Annotated in this window: 24 protein-coding genes; 10 read left to right on the top strand and 14 right to left on the bottom strand. The window is 29.5% G+C overall.

Annotated features, from left to right (window positions below):
• The first annotated feature begins 82 nt into the window (after window positions 1-82).
• Complete coding sequence (locus B6F84_RS02110; RefSeq protein ID WP_148690694.1) at window positions 83-1,162, top strand: NAD(P)/FAD-dependent oxidoreductase; 1,080 nt, start codon at window positions 83-85, stop codon at window positions 1,160-1,162.
• A gap of 49 nt (window positions 1,163-1,211) precedes the next feature.
• Here the strand turns inward: B6F84_RS02110 and B6F84_RS02105 are convergent, their stop codons facing one another.
• Window positions 1,212-1,724 (bottom strand): hypothetical protein, encoded by a 513-nt coding sequence (locus B6F84_RS02105; protein ID WP_148690693.1) that lies wholly within the window; start codon window positions 1,722-1,724, stop codon window positions 1,212-1,214.
• The gene (locus B6F84_RS02100; protein WP_148690692.1) at window positions 1,721-2,380 is read right to left on the bottom strand and encodes a ParA family protein; all 660 of its coding nucleotides are present in this window, start codon (window positions 2,378-2,380) and stop codon (window positions 1,721-1,723) included. Before B6F84_RS02100 ends, B6F84_RS02105 begins: the two co-directional genes overlap by 4 nt.
• Window positions 2,381-2,477: 97 nt before the next feature.
• On the opposite strand from B6F84_RS02100, the gene B6F84_RS02095 reads away from it, so the two are divergent.
• The gene (locus tag B6F84_RS02095) at window positions 2,478-2,948 is read left to right on the top strand and encodes a hypothetical protein (protein WP_148690691.1); all 471 of its coding nucleotides are present in this window, start codon (window positions 2,478-2,480) and stop codon (window positions 2,946-2,948) included.
• A 32-nt stretch (window positions 2,949-2,980) separates the two neighbouring features.
• Window positions 2,981-3,910, top strand: coding sequence for a VIT1/CCC1 transporter family protein (locus B6F84_RS02090; protein WP_148690690.1), 930 nt, complete (start codon window positions 2,981-2,983; stop codon window positions 3,908-3,910).
• Here B6F84_RS02090 and B6F84_RS02085 read toward each other — a convergent pair.
• From B6F84_RS02085 to B6F84_RS02070, 4 genes are all read right to left on the bottom strand, one after another.
• The gene (locus tag B6F84_RS02085) at window positions 3,904-4,374 is read right to left on the bottom strand and encodes a hypothetical protein (protein ID WP_148690689.1); all 471 of its coding nucleotides are present in this window, start codon (window positions 4,372-4,374) and stop codon (window positions 3,904-3,906) included. The two genes, B6F84_RS02090 and B6F84_RS02085, sit on opposite strands and share 7 nt — an antisense overlap.
• Before the next feature lie 104 nt (window positions 4,375-4,478).
• Window positions 4,479-4,709, bottom strand: coding sequence for a hypothetical protein (locus tag B6F84_RS02080; protein ID WP_148690688.1), 231 nt, complete (start codon window positions 4,707-4,709; stop codon window positions 4,479-4,481).
• Window positions 4,710-4,747: 38 nt separating this feature from the next.
• The gene (locus B6F84_RS02075; RefSeq protein WP_148690687.1) at window positions 4,748-5,461 is read right to left on the bottom strand and encodes a carbon-nitrogen hydrolase family protein; all 714 of its coding nucleotides are present in this window, start codon (window positions 5,459-5,461) and stop codon (window positions 4,748-4,750) included.
• Window positions 5,458-6,582 carry a CBS domain-containing protein gene (locus B6F84_RS02070; RefSeq protein WP_148690686.1) on the bottom strand — a complete coding sequence of 375 codons (1,125 nt, stop codon included), beginning with the start codon at window positions 6,580-6,582 and terminating at the stop codon, window positions 5,458-5,460. Before B6F84_RS02070 ends, B6F84_RS02075 begins: the two co-directional genes overlap by 4 nt.
• A 54-nt stretch (window positions 6,583-6,636) precedes the next feature.
• Here B6F84_RS02070 and B6F84_RS02065 point away from each other — a divergent pair, with 54 nt between their 5' ends.
• Window positions 6,637-7,680: an acetoin utilization protein AcuC gene (locus tag B6F84_RS02065; RefSeq protein WP_257788608.1), complete on the top strand. Its 1,044-nt coding sequence runs from the start codon at window positions 6,637-6,639 to the stop codon at window positions 7,678-7,680.
• A gap of 3 nt (window positions 7,681-7,683) precedes the next feature.
• Here B6F84_RS02065 and purT read toward each other — a convergent pair whose 3' ends face one another.
• Both purT and B6F84_RS02055 read right to left on the bottom strand, forming a co-directional pair.
• On the bottom strand, window positions 7,684-8,874 hold the full coding sequence (gene purT, locus B6F84_RS02060) for a formate-dependent phosphoribosylglycinamide formyltransferase (RefSeq protein ID WP_148690684.1): 1,191 nt from the start codon (window positions 8,872-8,874) through the stop codon (window positions 7,684-7,686).
• Between the two features lie 52 nt (window positions 8,875-8,926).
• Window positions 8,927-9,529 carry a hypothetical protein gene (locus B6F84_RS02055; protein ID WP_148690683.1) on the bottom strand — a complete coding sequence of 201 codons (603 nt, stop codon included), beginning with the start codon at window positions 9,527-9,529 and terminating at the stop codon, window positions 8,927-8,929.
• 38 nt (window positions 9,530-9,567) lie between these two features.
• Here B6F84_RS02055 and B6F84_RS02050 point away from each other — a divergent pair, with 38 nt between their 5' ends.
• Window positions 9,568-10,218 (top strand): phosphatidate cytidylyltransferase, encoded by a 651-nt coding sequence (locus tag B6F84_RS02050; protein WP_148690682.1) that lies wholly within the window; start codon window positions 9,568-9,570, stop codon window positions 10,216-10,218.
• On the opposite strand, the gene B6F84_RS02045 is transcribed toward B6F84_RS02050, so the two are convergent.
• Window positions 10,195-10,824: a hypothetical protein gene (locus B6F84_RS02045; protein WP_148690681.1), complete on the bottom strand. Its 630-nt coding sequence runs from the start codon at window positions 10,822-10,824 to the stop codon at window positions 10,195-10,197. The two genes, B6F84_RS02050 and B6F84_RS02045, sit on opposite strands and share 24 nt — an antisense overlap.
• 104 nt (window positions 10,825-10,928) lie before the next feature.
• Here B6F84_RS02045 and B6F84_RS02040 point away from each other — a divergent pair, with 104 nt between their 5' ends.
• Window positions 10,929-11,363: a hypothetical protein gene (locus B6F84_RS02040; RefSeq protein WP_148690680.1), complete on the top strand. Its 435-nt coding sequence runs from the start codon at window positions 10,929-10,931 to the stop codon at window positions 11,361-11,363.
• Window positions 11,364-11,437: 74 nt separating this feature from the next.
• On the opposite strand, the gene B6F84_RS02035 is transcribed toward B6F84_RS02040, so the two are convergent.
• On the bottom strand, window positions 11,438-12,424 hold the full coding sequence (locus B6F84_RS02035) for an FAD-dependent oxidoreductase (RefSeq protein WP_148690679.1): 987 nt from the start codon (window positions 12,422-12,424) through the stop codon (window positions 11,438-11,440).
• 42 nt (window positions 12,425-12,466) lie between these two features.
• On the opposite strand from B6F84_RS02035, the gene B6F84_RS02030 reads away from it, so the two are divergent.
• A complete protein-coding gene (locus B6F84_RS02030) occupies window positions 12,467-13,255 on the top strand; it encodes a hypothetical protein (protein ID WP_148690678.1) in 789 nt (262 codons plus the stop codon).
• A gap of 20 nt (window positions 13,256-13,275) precedes the next feature.
• Window positions 13,276-13,812 (top strand): MogA/MoaB family molybdenum cofactor biosynthesis protein, encoded by a 537-nt coding sequence (locus B6F84_RS02025; protein WP_148690677.1) that lies wholly within the window; start codon window positions 13,276-13,278, stop codon window positions 13,810-13,812.
• Here B6F84_RS02025 and B6F84_RS02020 read toward each other — a convergent pair.
• Both B6F84_RS02020 and B6F84_RS02015 read right to left on the bottom strand, forming a co-directional pair.
• Window positions 13,780-15,633: a 4Fe-4S dicluster domain-containing protein gene (locus B6F84_RS02020; protein WP_148690676.1), complete on the bottom strand. Its 1,854-nt coding sequence runs from the start codon at window positions 15,631-15,633 to the stop codon at window positions 13,780-13,782. The two genes, B6F84_RS02025 and B6F84_RS02020, sit on opposite strands and share 33 nt — an antisense overlap.
• Before the next feature lie 154 nt (window positions 15,634-15,787).
• On the bottom strand, window positions 15,788-18,019 hold the full coding sequence (locus B6F84_RS02015) for a DEAD/DEAH box helicase (RefSeq protein ID WP_148690675.1): 2,232 nt from the start codon (window positions 18,017-18,019) through the stop codon (window positions 15,788-15,790).
• A gap of 33 nt (window positions 18,020-18,052) precedes the next feature.
• Here B6F84_RS02015 and B6F84_RS02010 point away from each other — a divergent pair, with 33 nt between their 5' ends.
• Together B6F84_RS02010 and queC are read left to right on the top strand one after the other, a co-directional pair.
• A complete protein-coding gene (locus B6F84_RS02010; RefSeq protein ID WP_148690674.1) occupies window positions 18,053-18,265 on the top strand; it encodes a hypothetical protein in 213 nt (70 codons plus the stop codon).
• 43 nt (window positions 18,266-18,308) lie between these two features.
• Window positions 18,309-19,703: a 7-cyano-7-deazaguanine synthase QueC gene (gene queC, locus B6F84_RS02005; RefSeq protein ID WP_148690673.1), complete on the top strand. Its 1,395-nt coding sequence runs from the start codon at window positions 18,309-18,311 to the stop codon at window positions 19,701-19,703.
• A gap of 253 nt (window positions 19,704-19,956) precedes the next feature.
• Here queC and B6F84_RS02000 read toward each other — a convergent pair whose 3' ends face one another.
• Both B6F84_RS02000 and B6F84_RS01995 read right to left on the bottom strand, forming a co-directional pair.
• Complete coding sequence (locus B6F84_RS02000; RefSeq protein ID WP_187152734.1) at window positions 19,957-20,874, bottom strand: glycosyltransferase family 2 protein; 918 nt, start codon at window positions 20,872-20,874, stop codon at window positions 19,957-19,959.
• On the bottom strand, window positions 20,871-21,830 hold the full coding sequence (locus B6F84_RS01995) for a glycosyltransferase family 2 protein (RefSeq protein WP_148690671.1): 960 nt from the start codon (window positions 21,828-21,830) through the stop codon (window positions 20,871-20,873). The genes B6F84_RS02000 and B6F84_RS01995 overlap by 4 nt, the downstream gene beginning before the upstream one ends.
• Window positions 21,831-22,116 lie beyond the last annotated feature (286 nt).

Below are 22,116 nucleotides of genomic sequence, written 5' to 3'. Positions count from 1 at the left end.
ATCTATTTTTATAATAAACTTTATTTAATTAAGAAAAATTTTTTGGGTCACCCTTAAATAGTGGAAAAATAGATCTTTAGCTATGACTAACAAAGTTATTATAATAGGCGGAGGCAATGCTGGAACAATAGTAGCTAATAAATTGTCCAAATATAAAGAAGTCGAAGTAAAAGTTATTGAGCCATCGGAATATCACTATTATCAGCCAGCTACAATAGATATAGCAGTAGGCTTAGATGAGGAAAATAAGTTTGTAAAACATAATTCAGAATTATTAGATGATAAGTGGATAAAAGCTTCTGTATCTAAAGTTGATGTAGAAAATCATCAAGTATTTTTAAATAATGGTAATAAAATAGAGTATGATTATCTAGTAATAGCTGCAGGAGTAAAAAATAAAAAAATTGAAGGATTTCCATCTTGGCACAATATTGAAGGAGCTAAGGAAATGAGAAATTTAGTTTCGAACTTTAATGGGAAAAGAATAGTAGTAGGATACTTTGGGACTATAAAATGTCCTGCAGCTCCATTTGAGTTAAGTTTTCTGTTGAAACAGAAATATCCTACTGCTGAAGTAACTTTAGTCAATCCAGTCTCTCAACCTCCAGAGATTCAAAAACCTATGGCAGAAATCTTAGGCAAAAGGGCCAAAGAATTAGGTGTAAAAGTAATTAGAGGATTTAAAATAACTAACATAGATAATAAAAATAAGATAATAGAATCAGAGGCTGGAGACAAAATAAACTACGATCTAGGGTTAATAGACACTCCTATATTTGCAGGAGAAGAGTTTTCCAACTTAGTAGATAATAAGACGAATTTAATTTCAGTAGATAAAGAAACTTTACGCTATAATAATTATGATAATGTATTTGCAATAGGTGACATAACTAATATATTAATACCACCTAAGACCGGAAGTCTAGCTCACTTTGAAGCAAACTATGTTACTAAAACAATAATTAATTCCATCTTTGGATATGAGAAATTAAAATTTAAAGGTGATGCAATGTGTGCAGTATATAACGGATTCGACATAGGTTCATTTATCTATATGAACTATTCTAAAAGTTTCGCTTTAGGTCCTTCATCAATATTCTTTACTACAAAGAAAATATTTGGTAATCTCTACTGGCAAACTCTACTTGGTAAAATCTTATGAGAAACTATATACTTTGTCAAAAGTTATGCAAGAAAGTCTTATTAGGATATTACCTGATTTTAGATTGAGATATTTTTTCAGCTTTATCAAAAAGTTCTGGATACATACGCTTCAGTCCATACTCTAGAGCATCTTTTGCAACCTTACTCATTTTGAAGCCGGGTTTAGTGTTATATAAGTACTGAAGTACTAAAAATGAAGGATAACTCCATACTCCTATCTTAGGATCTTTATTTAGAAAAGTCTTCATTATACTTTCTACATTATCTTCTCTATCCTCTGCATTCTCTACTCTACTGTTTTCTGTCTTCTCTTCTCTAGAATATTGATTATTCTCTGCGCTTTCTTCTTTCATAACTATGGAGTTTGAACTATTCTCTATGCTATCTATATTCTGAATTTTGGTTTCTTCAGTCTTTCTTTCTTCACTCTTTTCTATTTGTTCTTGGGTATTCTGTATTTTTTCTTCTGTATTCGTTTTAGTCTCTTCTCTAGACTCCTCCTTCTTATCTTTCTTTTCTAGATTCTTCTTTCTGTTAAGTAAGAAGTCTAGTTCACTCACTCTAGAGTCACCTTTGCTAACTCTTCAAAGAAGCGTGATAACTTTGGTTTCTTCAGTCTAATCTCTTCATATCTAATCGCTGGAACTCCTAGTCTAGAAGCTTCTACAAATAGTCTAGACTGAGGAATATGAATATTTGTAAAACTTACTGACGAAAGATCTATGGAAATTGATTTATTAGAAAGATTAGTAAATCCTATTGCTTTTTTCCCTATACTTTGTAGTCTACCATCTAGATTTTTAGCTGCTTCTATAGCTAGTGGTTGTGGGGTTACTGGGGATATTATTTTATCTGCTGCTATCATTGATGATACTGCTAAAGTTCCTAAATTTGGAGGTGTATCGATAACTAAAATGTCAAAATTATTAGAAACATCTTTTATTGACTTTACTACTTCATCTACTTCTCCGTTTAATTCTAATTTTAGTAAACCTAAATGAGCAGGAAATACTTCAACGTTGAATATATTTACACTTTTTCCTCCTAATGGATATTCCTTTTTATCTCTTTTCATACCAAAAGATGTTGTAGTTCCTCCTTCTGGATCTAGGTCAAGTAAGGCAGTATTTTTAGTTTTTGATAATACATAAGCCAGATTAACTGCTGTGGTGGTTTTTCCTACACCACCTTTCTGATTAATTACTGTTATTATCATGTCTAGAGTATTCAATGAAGACTATTTATAAGTCAATAGAGACAATAATATATCTCGATAGAGTAGAAATATAAAAGTTGGCTTATAATTATGAAATATGTCAGAAGAGTACTTTTTGAAATATTTAGGAGATGAAATTTTTGTTATATTATTAGGTCAGGCAGGAGATAAAACTTATTTTTATTATCCAAAAGGAGATGTAGTTTTTATAGTAAAAAATTCTGGAGAAATGATCATAAAGGAAATTAAAGAGATATATGGATCTACCCCATCAGGTATGAAGCTTGTTGATCCAAAGGAAAATTGGGATTCCATTAAGAAAAGAGATGTGATATGGTATATAAATGGGAAAGAAATACATTCAGATAATGTCTATGTAGTAATTAATAACGAAAAAGATTATGCTATGTTAGAAAATGCATCTCCTAATCGTTTTAAGTATTATATCCTAAAAGATCAAGATCCTTGGAGTTACGAAAAATGGTGTTGTGTATTAATAGCGTCAACTAAAGATTTAGATAATCTGCCTTCAACGTTTCAAAAAGTAAGATTATCTAATTTAGAATAACTTTTAAATAGGAAGAAGTATAAGATGATATTATGAGTGATATTATTAGAAAGAATTATAAATCTGAGATTTTCGATTATTCTCTATATTCAGATTTAGCTAAAATGGAAAGGAACCAAAAAGTAAAAGAAGTGTTAATTGAATTAGCAGAAGGAGAAAGATCTCACGCAGAATTTTGGAAGAATGTAGCTGAATCTAGGGGCATTTTGCTAGATAATTTAGGATTTTTTGATAAGATTAAGCTATTCTTTTTAAAGATATTTAGAAAAATATTAGGTCTTCCGCTAACAATAAAGTTAGCAGAACTAGGAGAAATAAATGATGCTCAGAAATATTATGAATTATCTAAAAATGAAGAATTTAACGATACAGAAAAGCAAAAATTATTAGATATTATGAACCAAGAACTAGTTCACGAGGAAGTTTTAACTCAAAGTCAAATAAATGCAGAAAGAATTAGGGATGCAATATATGCTGTAAGTGATGGATTAATAGAAGTATTAGCTGGTGTCTCAGGTTTGGATAGCGTATTAAATACTCCTTTCCTTGTCGCATTAGGTGGATTAATTATTGGAATATCAGGTATGATTTCAATGAGTATTGGAGCTTATCTATCTTCTAGTTCTGAAGAGGATATTAAAAAGAATAAAATTAAAAATAATATAAGTAGTATAAACGAAGAAAAAAATGAGAGCGGAGAAAGCGTTAAAATTACAGCGATTTCCTATATTCTTGGTGCTATAATTCCTATACTTCCTTTTCTAATAGGAATTGGAGGAATATTTGGATTAATAACATCATATGTAATTACTGGAATTTCTACCTTAATAGTCGGTAGTATTATTGGTCTATTAAGTAATTACAATCCATTAAAAAAGGGATTAATTATGACAGCTTTAGCAATAGGTGCTGCATTAGTAACACATGGAATAGGAGCTATATTTCATCTATTTGGTTATTGAGATATTTTCCAAGTTATTCCTTTTATTATTTCGTTTTTCGGTATAGCTTTCTTTTTATAATCGTAATATATACTTGCTTTTTCTTTTAACAGTAGTGTATTGCCTGAAATTACATCATCTTCTGTAGCTTTCCCTTTTATTATCTCAAAATTAAAACTATCTTTATTTTCGCTTCTACTAATAATTATTTCGTTTTCAAATGGTTTAACATTATTTGCTAATATTGAAACTAATAGCATCAAATCAATACTTGGAACTAGATTTGCAGAAAATATGGAGTCTTGAATCTTCTCTACAGACCTAGAATCCATAAATATATTTCTTTTTTTCTCAAAACTGATTTGTTTTCCATTTTTATATTCAATCAAGATATCGTCTTCTCCTTGTTTGCTTATTGCATTATCTAATTCTTTTAATGAATGATAAGGTACAAAAGAAACTCTAAAAATACCTTCAATTGGCATTGCCTTAGGAGGTACTTTATCATTATCTGTTATTTTTATTCTATTTATATTTCCTATTGGGATGAGATAATAGGGGAATTCTTGAACGCTTGGGCTAGAATCGTTTAATTGTTGTAAAGTTTTTTTATGAAGACAGTTTTATCATAACCGTATTCTTTAAATGTATTAGAAAATTTATTGTCTAGAGTTTTAACTAAGTTATTTAATAATTCATCTTCAAGATAAAACGTGAGAAGTGGAACGAGTTTATTTTCTTCTGAAAATTTTTCTGCTTCTTCAACGATTTTTGTTATTGAAGGTACTTTTCTAAGGATAGATAACGATACTGGGTTCATTCAATTTTTTCTATGTCTTATCTTAATAAAATTTTGCTTCAGATTTCTTCTACATTAAAGTTAATTATTTCCTTAAGGCGTTCTAATCTTAAGTTAAAATAATCTAAAGGATTAATTTCTGCTATAGCATAATTTTCTTCTTCTCCTAGTTCCGCTACATTCATTAAATCTACTATCTCTCCATTTTTAACTGGAACAATTGCTATACTATTACCTAAATAATTTGGAGGATTGTAAGCATTAGCATTTATTACAGCTATTCTATTCTCAAGGCTTCTTACTCTTAAATATTCTTTCCATAAATTTATTCCTTTAAAATTTATTTTTGATGGAACTAGCAAAATTTCCATTCCCTTAATTGCCATACTTCTTACTACTTCAGGAAAATCTGCGTCATAACAAATTGATATACCAAATTTTATGCCTCCAAAAGAAAAAAGAACTGCTTTATCTCCGGGTAAGTATTTTCCTTTTTCCTTTCCAAAAAGATGTATTTTCTTAGCTATTCCCTTAACATTTCCTTTAGAATCTATTATGGGAGAAACTATAGAAACACCATCCTCAACAGCTCCTGGAATTATGTAACTAGTGTACCTTATTGCTAATCGCTGAAATTCTTGTAATGGCATTTCATCTAGCGAATTAATCCATTTTTCAGGTAATAATACTAATTGTGCACCTTCCTTTAGAGATTTTTCAGTCAACTCTAAAGCTTTTTTTGCATTAGACGGCTGTACTATCGCTATTTTCATTCTTCTTCCTTACTCACTTTCTTATTTTCAAGCTTTTTTACCTTTTTTATAATATTATTCTCTATTTTTTCTACTGCCTTCTTTACTGCTACTATTGGATCCCAATCAGTTTCACTCGCTACAAAATTTCCTTGTTTAGTTGATGCGGTAATTGTTGTCTTATATAGAGTTTTTCCTTCACTACTCTTTGCCGTCTCCTTAAACGATACCTTAAAATCTATAATATCAGTTATTTTTTGGAGCTTACCCAAATATCTTTCTAAGACAGCATCTATTTCAGCTTTTATTTCTTCTTTTTTAAGATCAGATGTTAATTTTGCCTCTATTGGCATTGTTAAATTGTATTTGCTTTCTAAAGATTTTATAATGTCTATTCCACTAATTATGCCCGCTACGTAGTCACCTTCAATTACTGGAGCACCTGAAATACCTTTCTTTAACAATAATTGAGCAACTGATTTTACATTATCTGAACCATTAACAGAAATCACTGGACTAGACATTAATTCCTTCACTGGCATAGCCATTATTCTCTCTTCTTCGGTAAGTATTGAAGATCTTTTTCTCTCGTTAATTGAATATAATGCATTAACTATATCTCTAGAACTTATTATTCCTTCAAGTTTCTTGTTGTCAATAATAGGTATTCTACTAATATTATCTCTTATCATTAGCCATCTAACTCTAGCTATAGATTCTTCAGGTCCTACTGATATTACTGGAGAGCTCATGTATTCTCTAGCCTTATTATCTCCAAGTTGATTAGTGTCTAATAGATATTTTAATACTGTTTCTCTAGTTATTAATCCAATTAATTCCTTATTTTTGTTTACTAATGGTATAGCTCTAGCTTTAGTAGTATAGAATTTTGCAATAACCTTTCCAAAATCTTCCCCTTCTTGGATGGAAATTGATGGAGAAGATAAGCTAAGTACTTTAGAATCTGGACTAACGCGTCTTTTTAGTAAATCCTTATATGATAAAAGTCCAACTACTTTTTTATGTAATACAACTGGTACTACCCATTGATTCTCTTCTTTCATTTTAGCTAATATTTCACCCAGTCTAGAATCTGGATTAGCTATAACTTTTGGTTCTATCGCGATTTCTTCTGTACTCAAGTTCTCACGTATAATCTTTTATAATGAGAAAAATAAAACTTCTATGGATAACTATTGGCTAAGAAATCCGTATTTATCTGGCATGACAATTACTTGGATTACTCATTTCCTGCCGATCATCCTTTTAAATCTTTAAGAGAAAGCATGGCTAAAAAGTTAATGGAAGAAAGAGGATTTTTCCATTATATAGACATAGTAACTCCTAAACCTATAGAAGATGAAGAATTAGAAAAAATTCATGATAAAAAATATATAAAATTTGTAAAAGAAATGAGCCAAAAAGGTACTGGATATCTAGACGATGGCGATACTCCTGCATTTAAGGGAATTTATGAAGCTGCAAAAATTAGAGTAGGAGGAAGTGTTAAAGCGCTAGAAATGATAGAATCTGGGTACGATGTTGCTATAAATATAGGTGGGGGATTTCATCATGCGAAAAGATCATCAGCTGAAGGTTTTTGCGTTTTTAATGATGTAGCACTTATAGCAAAGTTAGCAGAAAAGAAATACAAAATAGCAATAGTAGATATAGATGGTCATCACGCAGACGGTACTCAAGAGATATTATATGACGATAATAGAGTATTGAAGATTTCACTACATATGTACCATAAAAATTTCTTCCCAGGTACAGGTAATTATGATGAAATAGGAGAAGGTAATGGCAAGGGACTAACACTTAATGTTCCATTACCTCCAGGTACTGCTGATGACGCATATATCTATGCTTTTAAAGAAACTGCAGTGAAAAAATTATTAAAGTTTAAACCAGAACTAACTATTATTGTAGACGGAGGAGATTCACATTTCGGAGATCCACTAGTAGAATTAAAACTAAGTACAAAAGGATACTATAATGTAATTCAAGAAATTCTAAATGCTATACAAAATTCTAAAATAATACTACTGGGAGGCGGTGGATATAATTATGATTCTACAGCACGAATTTGGACGATTTCCACAGCAGAAATTTCTGGAATTTACTCTTCTGATATTGATATACTTCACGATTGTTGCTACACATCATCAACAAATTTTGTAATGAATAAAGTAAGAGATGTAGTAGAAAAAATAAAACAAATCCATAATTTGAATTAAATATTATTGAGATATTAAAATTAGAGAGGATGCTTTTCTTACTTTCTCCTTTGCCTCTTCTATTGTATTTCCAGTGGCTAATACTACTCCCATCCTTCTCTTCTCATATGCATATGGCTTTCCAAAAAGTCTTATTTGAACTCCTGGAATCTGTAACGCCTTATCAATATTAATATATTTTGGATTCCACATTTCTCTTTCAGCTAAAATCACATGAGATGCAGCAGGACTTACTAATTTAACTTCTGGCGTTGGTAAACCTATAGCACTTCTTATGTGAACCTGGAACTCACTTATATCTTGGCTAGCCATAGTTACCATTCCAGTGTCATGAGGTCTTGGAGACACTTCACTAAATAATATTCTGTTACCTGATTTTATTATTTCTACTCCAAAAATTCCTAATCCTCCTAATTCTTCTACTACTCTAATAGCATATTCCTTTGCTTTACTTATTACATCGTCTGGCAATGAGGACGGTTGCCAAGACTCTACATAGTAATAACTTGGTCTCTGATGCTCTACCGGTTGAAATGTAGAAGTAGTAATTCCATTTCCAGTACTATATCTGTAAGTTAGAATAGTTAGTTCAGTATCTATTTTTAGGTATTCCTCTACAATAACCCTTTTTCCTTTTCCTCTAGCGTGAGATATAGATTCTTTATATGCATTTTCTACTTCATTTTCGTTATTAATGAGAACATGGCCATGGCCGCTAGAACTCATTTCTGGCTTTATCAGACATGGATAGCCTATGTCTTTGCATGCTTCTTTTACTTCTTCAGCACTTTCAGCGAAAGCGTAATTGCTTGTGGGGACTTTTACTTTTTCTGCAGCTAGCCTTCTTAGTTCTATTCTGTTCATGCAAGTTTTTACTGCATTAGCATTGGGAATTATTCTATATCCGCTATCTTCTAAGTCAACTAAGGCATCAGTGTTTATAGCTTCTATTTCTGCTATTACTGCATCAGGATTTTCTCTTTTTATTATTGATGATATTGCTGGTCCGTCCATCATATCTACTACGTATTTTCTGCTTGCTACATGCATAGCAGGAGCCATATCATATCTATCTACAGCTATTACTTCTAATCCCATTCTTTGAGCTTCTATTGCCATTTCTTTTCCTAGCTCCCCACTTCCTAAAAGTAGAATTTTTTTTGCGTCTCCCAATAATGGTGTTCCTATTTCCATACTCCATATTACTTAGTGAAGTTAAAAAATTCGTCTATTATGTCTAATATATTTACTTCTTTAAGTAAATATCTATCCAAGAAAACAATCTTTTTGGATCTATAACAGTATTATATATGCATGACCAGAATAATGGTGGTTTGCAAATTCCAGAAAATGGAAATACTATTGCTCCAAATTTGAAATATTTGGAATATTCTAAAGTTTGCTGATATCCATTTTCCTTAATTTTAGCTTCTATTGCTAGCTTATTTTCTATAATAAAATCTGGTCTATTATGAGAATTGGGAAATAATTTACTACTTATGAAAATTTCTCTATTTCTTTCAACATTATACCTATTCTGAAGCAATTGAAAGATGTAATCCTCGAATATTTTTCCTAGAAGGTTATATAGTCTGATTTTCCTTTCTTTTGGATAATAGGCTATGCATTGATCTATGCTTATGTGATCATTTTGTATTTTGCTTTCTATTAATCTTATTCTTCTTATAATTTCTTGATCTTCTTTATCTAGCCAAAAATTTGGGTTAATAATTTCTTCTTTATTCTCGTTATATGCTCTAACTATAGAATTATCTATTATAACTATTATTTTTCCATTTTCATCAGGATAAAGTAAGTTATTTTTCTCAGTATATCTAAATATCTTCATGGACAAACTTATTAACGTATTACAATATCTTAAAGACTGTGCTATTAACTATCAATGACATATTATGGGGTGTAATACTTACTCTTTGGGTAATGTTTGTTACTTTATATTTATCTAAGATAATAGCAAAAAAGACAACTGTATATGTTGCTAGAAAATCTATCCATATGCTAGGAGGCGGTGTAGTAGCAGTTATTTCTCCTTATCTGTTTTCTTCTCCTCTTTTACCGATAATATTATCATATATTTTATCAGGTTACTTGATTTTTCATAGAAAAGAAGGTAAGATGCTTAATTGGTTTCAAGACACAGAAAACCAAGGGGAAGTGTATTTTACTTTTTCGTTTGGAACTATATTACTTCTTAGTTGGTTAATTATGCCCAACTTTTGGGACCCTGGCATAAAATATTTGTATATAGCGTTATTGCCATTATTTTATATGGCATTTGGAGATGGAGTTACGGGTATTATAAGGAATTATGTGTATAAAAAAAGGATAAAGGGATTATGGGGCTCTCTAGGAATGTTAGTTGTATGTACAGTTTTAGGCTATTTCCTATTGTCTATTTATGGACTAATATCCGGAATTTTAGCAACTATTGTAGAAAGAATAGGCAAGATAGATGATAATATTCTAGTTCCATTTGTTCCATTTGTTTTCCTATTAGTCACTGTAAAATTTTTCTAATTTCATAAACATTTCATGGTTAAATATCTTTAATTTTAGATCATGCGTGTTTATTATAATAACTCCATCTATTTTGGCTGATTTTATTGATGATAAAGTTATATCTAAACTATTGTGGTATTTTCTTATTAGCCTGAGTAGTTCTCTTATTTCATTTTCACTCCTTTCTTCTTGATGTTTAAGTAAAGGATAAGGAATTGGAGGAATGTAATATGATGGAACAGCAATAAAAAATTGTGAGGCTAAATTACTATACCTAGATATTTTTAAGGCCATTCTGCTTCGTAAAAATTCTTCCTGATTTGAAATAAAATTTGGTGGAACATATCCAGTCTCTACTTCAATTCCAATATCTAAACCTTTTATACTATATATATCTATTATCTTACCCTCTATTTCGTGTTCTACATGAACTTTAAATCCTTCCTTTATTAAGTATGAAGCTGTTATTAATTCTAAAGATGAATGGTTAATATTAACTAGACCTAATTTATGAAATTCTATTAATCTTTCATAAATATTTTCTAACTGATCTGAATTACCGTAGTATGTAACTATCTTCTTTTTTAAATTTGAGATATCTTTAACAAACGTATCTACTTTCACTTTTAACTACCTCTCAGGTTGGGGAAACGCTCTTCATTAACCTCAGTAAACCGTCACATCATCATTAGCTTAACTTTAACAATTCTAGATAATAAATTATGTTTATGTTAAGCTTTCTAATAGGTTCTCCTGCTCCATCTTGGTATGATTTAAAAGATATATTCGAAGAATACAGTAACGTAGCAGTATATGTAGACAAAGATAATAAAATAGAAATAATAAAAGTAAGTGATGTTAATGACTTCTTTCTTCCTACATCTGTACTACTAGATCCTTCATATTTAAATAAACTAAAAGTGTATTACCTTAAGCTAAAAAAATATGTAGCTTTTCCGTCATTTAATTTGGAATTAATAAGATACTTTGTGCAATTTGAAAAATGGAGGGCTATGGAATATTATTGCGGTGATACTTTTAAGGGAGGTTGGATAATTTATGATTGCGAAGGAGAAAAATGCGAACAGAAACAAATGAAACATTTACGTTTAGATGATAGTCTTGATTCAATAAAGGAACACATGAAGATTTTTGAAGAGTAAACGTATTTGTATATTAAATAAACAAGTTATTTCCCTATTTTTTTTATTTTTGAATAAAATATTTTTAACATAAGTCATAATTCATGAGGCTCTTTTCCAAGACTGAAGTCTTTAACATTTTTGAATCTATCTAGCATATATTTCCTATTTTCTTTTCCACTTTTTATAAATTCATATAAAAGTTTAGCAACACCGGGTCCAACCTCGGCTCCATAACCATTAAATCCACCTACGAAATATAAGTTATCTAGAATTCTACCATACATAGGCCTCATATCTGGAGTTCCTTCACAGAACTCGCCTGAAGTATATATTGGAGTGACATTTCCTAATCTCTTTTTAGCTCTATTAAGAACTTCGTAGGGATCAACTTTCAACTTAGTGCCTGGTTTAGCTTCAATTATAGCTCCATCTCCAATAATTGCTGTGTTAATTCCTAATCCTAAAAATGGTCTAGAATAGAAATTCAATTCATAATCGTATATGAACATTTTATCTAGTTTTGCATGTTCAGTAATACTTAACGATGCCCAACAATAATAACTCTTTGTTTTTACGTTAAATAACTCATTATTCCATGGTCCAGCCGATAAAATAAATAGGTCAGCTGATATTTCTTTGCCATTTACAGTTACTATTGCTTTATTTTCTTTTTCAGTTATTTTAGCAGGCATTTTTATTATTGGTACATTATTTATCATTGTATTAATGTATACTAATCTATCCCCATTTTCAGCATATATTCCTTCTGTATTAAGCCAATTAATATATTTCTCTTCAATTCTTGCTCCAGCTTCTGTCCACTCGTCTAATAATCTTTTATCAATCTTTCCAATTGTAAATGATGGATACTCTTTTAAAGGAATATTAAATTCTCTATAAAATTCTAAACTTTTTTTAGCTAATAATACATCGTCATCAACTAGTAATAATGAGTGTATAAGGCTTGGGAAAATTCTTCTTTTTCTAGGATCTATTACTATTACCTCATCGTTACTTTTTTTAAATAAATGATATAGTGAACTTCCAGCTATTCCAGAACCTATTATTGCGATCTTCAACGAAATAAACGATAAATAAAAATGCTATAAATAGTTTTCTAGATGATTACTGAAGGATATTTTATCGAATATAGGAATATAATATGGGCAGTAAAAGGCTGTACACATCCTGAAGGGTATGTAGTTGCTATTCCTAGAAAAATAGGAGATTATAAGATAAAAAAATTTTCAGAAGGAATGAAGTTAATAAAAGAAAAATTTCCTTTCCTTTTACATTATGTAAAAGAAATAGGCTTTGAAGTGCCTCTAATTCCACTAAAGGAAAGTAAAATATTTGATCCTTTTTCAGTTAGATCTAATAATAAGGACATTAATGATTTTCTTTCCTTATTTTCTGAAGTAGGTATTACGGGTAGTTTATTATATGAAGGAAAAGGCCATGATATAGATATTATAACATTTAATCCAAAAAATTATGATGTACTGAAGAAATTGAGAGAAGAAAAACTAACTTCTCCCTTAACCATGGTAAATAGAAACGAATTAGAAATTTTAGATTACAATGATTTTAAAAAATTAAAACAGAATCGCCTCCTTGAAGGTACATATAAGGGGATTCCTTATACTTTTAAGATAGTGCAGTGTGAGAATTTTACTGCAGTTAAATCTATTACTTCATTTGAAGGCATTGTAGAAATAGTAGAGGCTAAAAAATATTTTAGTATCCCTGTAAAATATATAACAAGAGAAGGATTAGTTATTACTAGTTTTAGGACTAGATTTACCGAATTATCATTAGGGACTAAATTATATGTTAAGGGCTATATTTTGCGTAGAGAAAATTTTGACGATTTAGATTTAGATATAGCTGAAAAAGTAAAAATTATTTAGCATATTAACTCATATTACGTATGAGTGGGCATAAAGCGCATAGAGAACTTGCTCCAAAAGTACTAAATTTTTATGTGATAACGATAAGTACGTCCAGATATGAGAAACTTATAAAAAAAGAGCCAGTAGTTGATGAATCTGGGGATTTAATAAAAGAAAAAATAATTTCTTCTGGTCATAAGTTAATAGGGTACGATTTAGTTTCTGATAATAAAATAAAAATTCTTAAAGCTTTTATCTCAGCTATAGATAATCCAGAAGTCGATGTTATAGTTTCATCTGGAGGTACGGGATATTCGAAATCAGATATGACAGTTGAAGTAATAAGAGGAATTTTAGATAGAGAAGTAGAAGGATTTGGTCAAGTATTTCGTTATTTAAGCTATCAAGAAGAAGCCGTTAAGTCCGCTGCTTATCTTAGTAAAGCTACAGCCGGAATTGTAAATGATAAAGTAATTTATATATTACCTGGATCTCCAGATGCTGTAAAATTAGCATTAGAAAAATTAATACTTCCAGAGGTTTCACATCTTGTCTTCATTGCCAGATCCAAATAATAGTCCTTGAACTATATTTGTAACCTTATTTTTTATTTCTTCATTAAAGCTGTACTTGTTTAGGTTCATATAAAAGAATAATAAATCGAAATACTCCTTATCCTCTAAAGCAGACATTATAGCCCTAACTATAACCTCGTCAAAAACATTTGGGTTAACTTCCTTATACCATGATAGATCATCAATAATCTGATTGAGAGAATCTAGATTCTTTAATACTTCACTATATATTTTGTCTGATATTGTAGTATCAATATTAACTCCTAGTAAATCTACATAACTTTTAATTCCTAATTTTTTACTAGCTAGTGGGCAAAGGCTAATATCAGCCTTAGGTAATACATTTCCATATCCTTCACCATTTATAATATTAAGGAGCTCATAACTACAACCAGAATATTTACTTCCAGAGTAAAAACAAGGATAATGTATTTTCATATTTTTTATTGATTCGTTTAAAATATTGTTTAAAAGGTAATATGCAAAAGTAATCTCAATAATTTTAACTGACTTTAAAATCTGAAGATAATAAGATTCTTCAGGCGTAAGTGTTATAATTTCATCTACTCCTTCCAGTATTTTTTTCATTTTTTCCTTATCTATATCTCCTTTAATTAATTTATCTAATGGTTCATCTATAGTTATTATTCCAAGCTTTAGTCCTTTAAGAGATAAAAACTTAATTAGCTCGAATATTTCTTTTATAAAAGATTCTGAAATAGCAGTTATTACTATCGATTTACTTTGAGGAATGTTAATATTTAGACTAGGCGAAACAGACTTTAATTTAGCTTTGTTTTTTAAAGCATTTACTATATTTAAATCTGCTACGCATACTTCTTCACATAATTCGCACATATGACAGTTAGCAACTATATTTTCTTCGCTTTTATTTGATAATACATAAAAACCAATAGGAGAAAACATTAATGAATTGTTTTGACTTGAATGAGGGCAGACTTCAACGCAATTACCACATGCTATGCATCCGTTAAAATTAAGATGAGGAAAAACGCTTTCAACTCTTAATTCAATATCGCTAAGAATAACGTAGAACGCATCATTATTTCTTAGCGATATGTATGCATAATTAGCTTTTTCTAATTCGTCTGAGTTTAGTGAATCTAATTTAGTTTTTCCAATGTATATATATTTATACTTTTTTGCTGTAAAAAAGATTTGATCTCCTGTGCTAAATCCTTGTAAGTAACGTTTTACTAGGATTTCTCTTATTTCTGGATATGATACAACTAACGAAGTTTTATCTTCATTTTTTACAATAGATATATCTCTAAAAGGCAACGGGGAATTACTTAGCAAACTCTTAGTTCTAGATATTACGAACTTTGAGTCTCCTGAAATTTTCATAATTTTGAAAGGTTTATTTTCTTTCTTTATATATACTGAATATATTATTCCTCCCTTATATTTTCCAGTATATTTCTCTCCATTGAGATAAGCATCAACTTCTACTCTTGATGAAAAATCACCAAATTCATTAAAACCAAAACCACTTTCGTTAAAATATATACTTCCTCCTACTGAAAAATCAAATGGTAAATAAATTTCTGGATTATACTTAATTACATCTTTCCAACTAGTGCCAGCTAATACTCTAATTGAATTACCTAAGTCATCAACTCCTTTAAGAGAAGTAAAATCTAGAATTGTTTCACCTTGGACTTTACTTGCTCTAAAGAAATCGTAAATTGGAGCACTATTTACAAAGTTATTTTTTACGTCATCCTCAGATTTTACTGTAATAACTTTCTTAACATTATAATTAGTTAAAGTAGAAAAGAAGTCTTCCAGTAATCCCATATTTCAGTAACTAAAATATTCTATATTTATACTTTATGTTTACTAAGCACAAAGATGCTAAAGCTTATAATATTTTCTATATAAATTATATAATCTGAATTTTCCTCTTTATAAAGAGGAGTTCATTCAGTATTCATCAGTTATGTATAAAATACTAGCTAACACTATCTCCCCATACTTTAGTATCGTCAATTTTGTTCTCTCCTTTTATTACTTCAGATATTAATCTAAAGGATTTTCTTCTTGATAACATTCTATTATTATTACCACAATATGGACTATAAACGCATTTTGGACATCCATCTTCACAATCGCATTTACCTACTATGTCTAGTGCTACTTCGTAAGCATCTTCTAGTCTATCATAAAGGAGTTTTGAAACTCCGCTTCCACCTACAATAGAATCATAAATCACAACATGTCCACTAGGATAGCTTATGCCTGATAAATCAGTTAGCGAAGCTCCTGCTGTAACTCTTCCTGCAGAAATAAGTACATGCTCAGTAGCGTGATACGCTTCCATTCCATCAATTAATGAAAAATCTTGAAGAATTGGATGCTTTATTATTAATCCTTTAGTCTTATAAGAATACGTTAACGGTATTTTATATTCATAATCTTTTCCTTTATCTTCTTTTTTAGAATAAAAATCATGGATTACAAATCCGTGAACTGAAACTTTAACTTCCACTTCTCCATATTTTACTGGTAATCCATATACATTTCTATTTTCATATTCTTTGAAATCTAATAATTCCACATCATAAAGTGGCTTAGTATAATATGGTAATTCTTTATCTACTTTTTCAACTTTAGCAGTAAAAGTATTGAGATCTATTTCATCAACTATATAAGTTCTTTTTGAAACTAGATAAACTGCATTTGGATAAAGGTCATATAATGCTATTGGTAATTCTCTTTCTCCTATTTTCTTTTTATCCTTATCGTAAATTCTTATAATTGGTCCAGTACTTCTTAATGAGGTGCTAGCTACATATCTTTTAGTCTCTCTTGTAGCATAAGCAACACCATTGACTATACTCAATTTTCCTTCATTTTCTAGAATTTTTAGAGCTTTTATCCATAATGGAGGTAAATGGTCTATTTTGATCATTTTTTTCTCTAGCAAATAGGAAGCAGCATGAATTTTAATTACCTCCAAATTACTAGTATCAAAAGGTAACGGATTTAGTTTACGAGAGAAAAACTCTTCAGGCTTTCTAACAAAATACGAATCAATAGGATCTTCTCCAAGAATAGTTATAATATAACCTATATTATTTTTCCTTCCCGCTCTTCCAGCTCTTTGTAGATACTTTGGAAAACTTGGAGGATTTTCCGCCATTATAACAGCATCAAGGTCTCCAATATCGATTCCTAACTCCAATGTAGGAGTAGCTACTACACCCATTGTTCTGCCTTTCTTTAAATCTTCTTCAATTTTAATCCTTTCAGAAGGTAATAATCCGGCTCTATGTACTGCTAAATTGACGCCAAACCTATCCCCTATCTTTGCAGTAACTTCAGCCATCTGTTGGGAATCAGTAAAAACTAATACTTTCATTCCCATTTTTATTAAAAGAGCTGCAGTATATGCTGCAAGAGTCCATCTACTAACGCCTTTTGAATTTACTAAGATATGAATTCCCATTCCTTTCCTTCTTTTTGTACCTTCAATTATATCTCCTGGCTCATCAAATAATTCATTAAACATAAAAGGGGTAGCTCCAATGGTAGCACTAGAAGCTATAACATGAATATCGTTAGAAAATTCCTTAAGCCTATCACTTATCATTCTTATGTGCGAACCTAATACTCCCTCGTAGACATGAATTTCATCGAAAACAAAGTGATCAGAAGATCTAATTAGTTTTCTGATATTAGGACTTAAAGGCAAACCTACATGTATCATATCAGGATTAGTTATTAGAATATCTGGAGGATTAGCGTATAGTCTATCTCTTTCCGTTTTAGGAGTATCTCCATCTAATATTCCTACGCTTATGGGTAAGTTTTTTGTTAGTCTCTCTACTCTTTCTAGTTGATCTCTAGCTAGAGCTTTAGTCGGATAAATTATTGTACTTTTATCATGATTTTTAAGTGTTAAATCTAGAATCGGAATTAGAAACGCTTCAGTTTTACCTGTTCCTGTGCCTGAAATGATGAGAACATTTTTTCCATTTTCTATTACTTTTAAAGATTCTTCTTGATATTTATATAACCTAGAAATACCAATTCCTAATAAAGCTTCTTTTAATTTATTATGAATATTCAGATCTTTCACATAGTCTCCCATTTCTGGTTCAAGTTCAGATTCAGTACGAACATGAACGATCTCAGCAGAGAATAATTTTAATCCTTCCTCAAGTTTCTCTAGAACTTCCATACTTTTAATAACTCAGCTTCATAACTAAAAAATATGGTTAATATCTTAGAAAATAAAGGAGATTTGAGGAATTTTATTCAAGAAAATTTAGGAAAGGAAAAAATTGAGGTAATAATATCATCTAGTGTCCTAGAATCATCTCCAGAAATAGTAGGAAAATACGGTTATTCAATAATTGATGGAGAAGATTTACCTAATGGCTATTTTAAATTAACTTTAGAATATAGAAAAGAGAAATTAAAATAAAATAAATTTTATATAATTTACTCACTTAATTAGAGGAATCCACATGTGCAGTGTTAGTGGAGTTCTAATATTAGATAATAACAAAAAAGATGAAATTGAAAGAAAGTTTATACAGATCTTAAAGAATGCAGAAGACAGAGGAAGAGATAGTTTTGGAATAATTATAATTAATAAGGATGGTTCTACTAGATCGATAAAATCGATTGGAAAGCCATCAGAAAATGAAGAAAAACTGCACGATCTTTTTGACGAAAATACTTCAATCGCAATAGCAAACAATAGAGCAGAACCAACTACAGAATATGTAAATAAAAAGGAAGAGAAAGATATACAGCCTTTTGAAGGAGAAAGATATATTGTAACTCATAATGGAATTATAGCAAATGACATAGAAATAGAGAAAAAATACGGAATAAAGAGATTAACAAAAGTAGATTCATCAGTAATTCCAAACTTCCTTGACAAAAGATGGGACGGAAAAGCAGAAAATTTGCCTAGAGTTCTAGAAGAAGTAAAAGGAAGTTTTGCTTTTATTATAGGAGATAAGAAAAATCCTAATAGAATAATTTTAGCCCAGAATTTTAAACCAATTTACATGATGTATGAGTATTCACTAAAAGCAATATTCTTTACATCCTTAGATACATATTTTGACGTAAAACCATTCGATACTGCTAATGTAAGGAAAATCAACCCATATTCAGTAGTAGAAATAACGAAAGATCTGCAATATAATGAATATCCTTTACTATCCAAAAATAACAGGAAAGCATTAGTTATTGCAAGTGGAGGATTAGATTCTACAGTTGTAGCAACTAAACTAATTAGAGATGGTTATGACGTAACATTACTCCATTTCAATTATCATCATAAAGCAGAAGAGAAAGAAAGAGAAGCCATTAGAAAAATCTCAGAATATCTAAACGTTCCATTAATGGAAGTTAATACGGATTTATTTAAGATCATAGGCGGAACTACATTACTAAAAAATGGAGGAGAAATAGTAAAAGATAGGAAAGGAGAAGAAGGCGCAGAATTTGCTCATGAATGGGTGCCAGCTAGAAACGCTATATTTTTTACAGTAGCATTAGCTATAGCAGAGAGTAAAGGATTTGATGCGATAGCTTCTGGAATAAATTTAGAAGAAGCAGGAGCATATCCAGACAATGAAATGGAATTTGTCAGAATGTTTTCTCAGTTATCTCCATATGCTACTGGTCCAAATAAGAAGGTCGAAGTTTTAATGCCTATTGGAAATCTTGTTAAGCATGAAATAGTAAAATTAGGTATAGAAATAGGAGCACCACTTCATTTAACCTGGAGCTGTTACGAAGGAGGAGAAAAACATTGCGGAAAATGCGGTCCATGCTATATGAGAAAAACTGCATTTAAGATAAACGGTCTCAAAGATCCAGTAGAGTATGAAGACACTAGTTAAAGACTAAACTATATCATACTATAATTCAATTTAAATAGTTTTCAAGTGTATTATATATTTCTCCTTATCTTAATTATACGTTTATTGCTATTACAAGTTAATATTAGTAGATCTATTTTTATTTCTCTCTTACGGATTAAGGACAAATTAATACATGTATTAAAGAAAGTGAGAAATCTTTTCATGATATTTTTGAAATTATCATTATATAATATTTATATCTTTTCATGTGTTCGTTATGATACAAACTATGTTAGTGTGCATTCCTATATTTCCTAAAGTATATTTTTGATGGAAGAGATGGAAATAAAATACTTATTAGTGACAATATATTTATAAACATAAGTGTTTTAAAATTGAAAATTTTACAATTAATTATAGTTGTATTCCTTTCTATGCTAAAAAATTTCTTTTGAATAAATGCCATTTTTTTACTACACTCTATTGCATATCTAGTTTCTTCTCTAGAAAAAATTCTGAGCATATTATCATTATCTTCTATAGCATCCTCAAAATACTTTTTCCTATCTTCTAGAAATTTATGATAATTATCATATATAGGCCTTGATGAACTAGGATGTACTCTATAATATGTAAGCTTATCAGATAAAATTTGAATATACCCTTGCGATTCTATTGCAGATAAAAGAATAAAATTATCCATTAGTCTTATTATTTTGGGCATAATTACTACTTTATCCTCTAATAGATCTCTTCTTATACACATTGAACTACTATTGAAAAAAATTCTATTTAAAAAAAGATATTTTGTTCCATATAAATCTGGCTTAATAGTTTTTGTAGGGAGAACTTCTTCACCTATTATATTTCCTTTTTCGTCTATCAATATCCTAGAATTATATGTCATTACGATATCGTTATTACTAAAATATTTAGATATTATAGAAAGTTTATCTTCTGTGAACATATCATCATCATCTAGAAAACAAATAACATCACCTGAAGAATTCTCAACACCTTTGGCCATAAATTCTCCTATATTTCTGATATTATTATCTAGATTTATTACTTTGATATTATTATTTTCATCTAAATTTGTATAACTAAAATTATTTACTAAAACAATTTCTGCTTCCTTTGGAACTGATTTGATAGCTTGTAATACATATTTTTTCCTATTATAAGCAGTTATAATAATTGAAAATCTCAAATATTCCACCTTTTTTGATATTCAGACATATACAGCTTCCTTGTATAATCTGGAAATACCTTATACATAATAGAAGCTAAGAATATTTTTAGCCTAAATTTTAAAGGATAGATAGGGGCATTTAAAATTTTAAGAGTAGTTAAAATACTTAGTTTTTTCTTACATAAAATATTTGACAATAAGCCAAACGTGTACACGTCATAATTTACTATTTTATGTAATATTCTATCATTTTTTACGTATTCTGCTATTAACTTCTTAGCTTCTGTTGTCTCAGAATAATACTTACATGCAAGATCTAAATCAGTAAAATGCATTGCACTATGATGAACTCTATACAGCGTTAACGGTCTAAAATCTATTTGAATTTTACCTAATTTATACATAGCTGAAATTAGATAGAAGTAATCAACTGACCTATACAACTTTCCTAGAACTTTTGTATCAAGTATATTTTTCTTTATGCATATTGAGCTACTATTAAATTCAGCAAAGTTTCTAAAAGCTAATTTTGCTGAATTCATTGTTTTTTCTGTAATAAATATTTTATTTCTAACGATAGTTGATTCATGCTGATTTTTCAGTATTTTTCCATCATCATCAATTTTATTAATATTATTATGTATATATACTAATTCTTGATCTTTACTAAATTCCTCATATATTATAGAAAGTTTATCTTCTGTGAACATATCATCATCATCTAGAAAACAAATAACATCACCTGAAGAATTCTCAACACCCTTTGAAGCCTTATAACCTACAGCTCTTTCTGATACAAATACTTCTTTTATTCCATTTTCTTTACATATTTTATCAATCTTATCATCATAAAAATTTTTAACTAATACAATCTCATAATAATTTCTCCTTAATGATTGATTTAACACTGAGGTTATGGCGTCGTTTAAATATTTTTTTCTATCATGAGCGATAATAACTACTGAAATAAGCATCTAGCAGTAATATCTATCAATAAAAATTTATAATTATCCTCAAGTGAAATTGTGAGCACAACTCAGACGTTTCAAATAATAATGCTATGTTAGTTTGTATGTCATATAACCATTATAATATAAAATGAGAAAATTTTAATACATTGTATTCTAATTGCAATTCAATAACATGAACTCCAGTCTATATAATAGAGGAACTTAATTTATACTTTTCCTTAAAAGATAACTAATTTTAAAATATTTATAATGCAAATCAACTAGCAAAAAATCGTTTGCAAAAACTGGA

It is taken from the genome of Acidianus manzaensis, from assembly GCF_002116695.1.
Lineage (GTDB): Archaea > Thermoproteota > Thermoprotei_A > Sulfolobales > Sulfolobaceae > Acidianus > Acidianus manzaensis.
Note: the sequence above shows the minus strand (reverse complement) of the source record. Positions and strands in the feature narration are given on the sequence as shown.

Excerpts from the sequence above, each read along its gene's own strand:
- B6F84_RS02110 (WP_148690694.1), top strand. The coding sequence starts at position 83 with ATGACTAACAAAGTTATTATAATAGGCGGAGGCAATGCTGGAACAATA.
- B6F84_RS02100 (WP_148690692.1), bottom strand. The coding sequence starts at position 2,380 with ATGATAATAACAGTAATTAATCAGAAAGGTGGTGTAGGAAAAACCACC.
- B6F84_RS02095 (WP_148690691.1), top strand. The coding sequence starts at position 2,478 with ATGTCAGAAGAGTACTTTTTGAAATATTTAGGAGATGAAATTTTTGTT.
- B6F84_RS02090 (WP_148690690.1), top strand. The coding sequence starts at position 2,981 with ATGAGTGATATTATTAGAAAGAATTATAAATCTGAGATTTTCGATTAT.
- B6F84_RS02085 (WP_148690689.1), bottom strand. The coding sequence starts at position 4,374 with ATGCCAATTGAAGGTATTTTTAGAGTTTCTTTTGTACCTTATCATTCA.
- B6F84_RS02080 (WP_148690688.1), bottom strand. The coding sequence starts at position 4,709 with ATGAACCCAGTATCGTTATCTATCCTTAGAAAAGTACCTTCAATAACA.
- B6F84_RS02075 (WP_148690687.1), bottom strand. The coding sequence starts at position 5,461 with ATGAAAATAGCGATAGTACAGCCGTCTAATGCAAAAAAAGCTTTAGAG.
- purT (WP_148690684.1), bottom strand. The coding sequence starts at position 8,874 with ATGGAAATAGGAACACCATTATTGGGAGACGCAAAAAAAATTCTACTT.
- B6F84_RS02055 (WP_148690683.1), bottom strand. The coding sequence starts at position 9,529 with ATGAAGATATTTAGATATACTGAGAAAAATAACTTACTTTATCCTGAT.
- B6F84_RS02040 (WP_148690680.1), top strand. The coding sequence starts at position 10,929 with ATGTTAAGCTTTCTAATAGGTTCTCCTGCTCCATCTTGGTATGATTTA.
- B6F84_RS02030 (WP_148690678.1), top strand. The coding sequence starts at position 12,467 with ATGATTACTGAAGGATATTTTATCGAATATAGGAATATAATATGGGCA.
- B6F84_RS02025 (WP_148690677.1), top strand. The coding sequence starts at position 13,276 with ATGAGTGGGCATAAAGCGCATAGAGAACTTGCTCCAAAAGTACTAAAT.
- B6F84_RS02020 (WP_148690676.1), bottom strand. The coding sequence starts at position 15,633 with ATGGGATTACTGGAAGACTTCTTTTCTACTTTAACTAATTATAATGTT.
- B6F84_RS02015 (WP_148690675.1), bottom strand. The coding sequence starts at position 18,019 with ATGGAAGTTCTAGAGAAACTTGAGGAAGGATTAAAATTATTCTCTGCT.
- B6F84_RS02010 (WP_148690674.1), top strand. The coding sequence starts at position 18,053 with ATGGTTAATATCTTAGAAAATAAAGGAGATTTGAGGAATTTTATTCAA.
- queC (WP_148690673.1), top strand. The coding sequence starts at position 18,309 with ATGTGCAGTGTTAGTGGAGTTCTAATATTAGATAATAACAAAAAAGAT.
- B6F84_RS01995 (WP_148690671.1), bottom strand. The coding sequence starts at position 21,830 with ATGCTTATTTCAGTAGTTATTATCGCTCATGATAGAAAAAAATATTTA.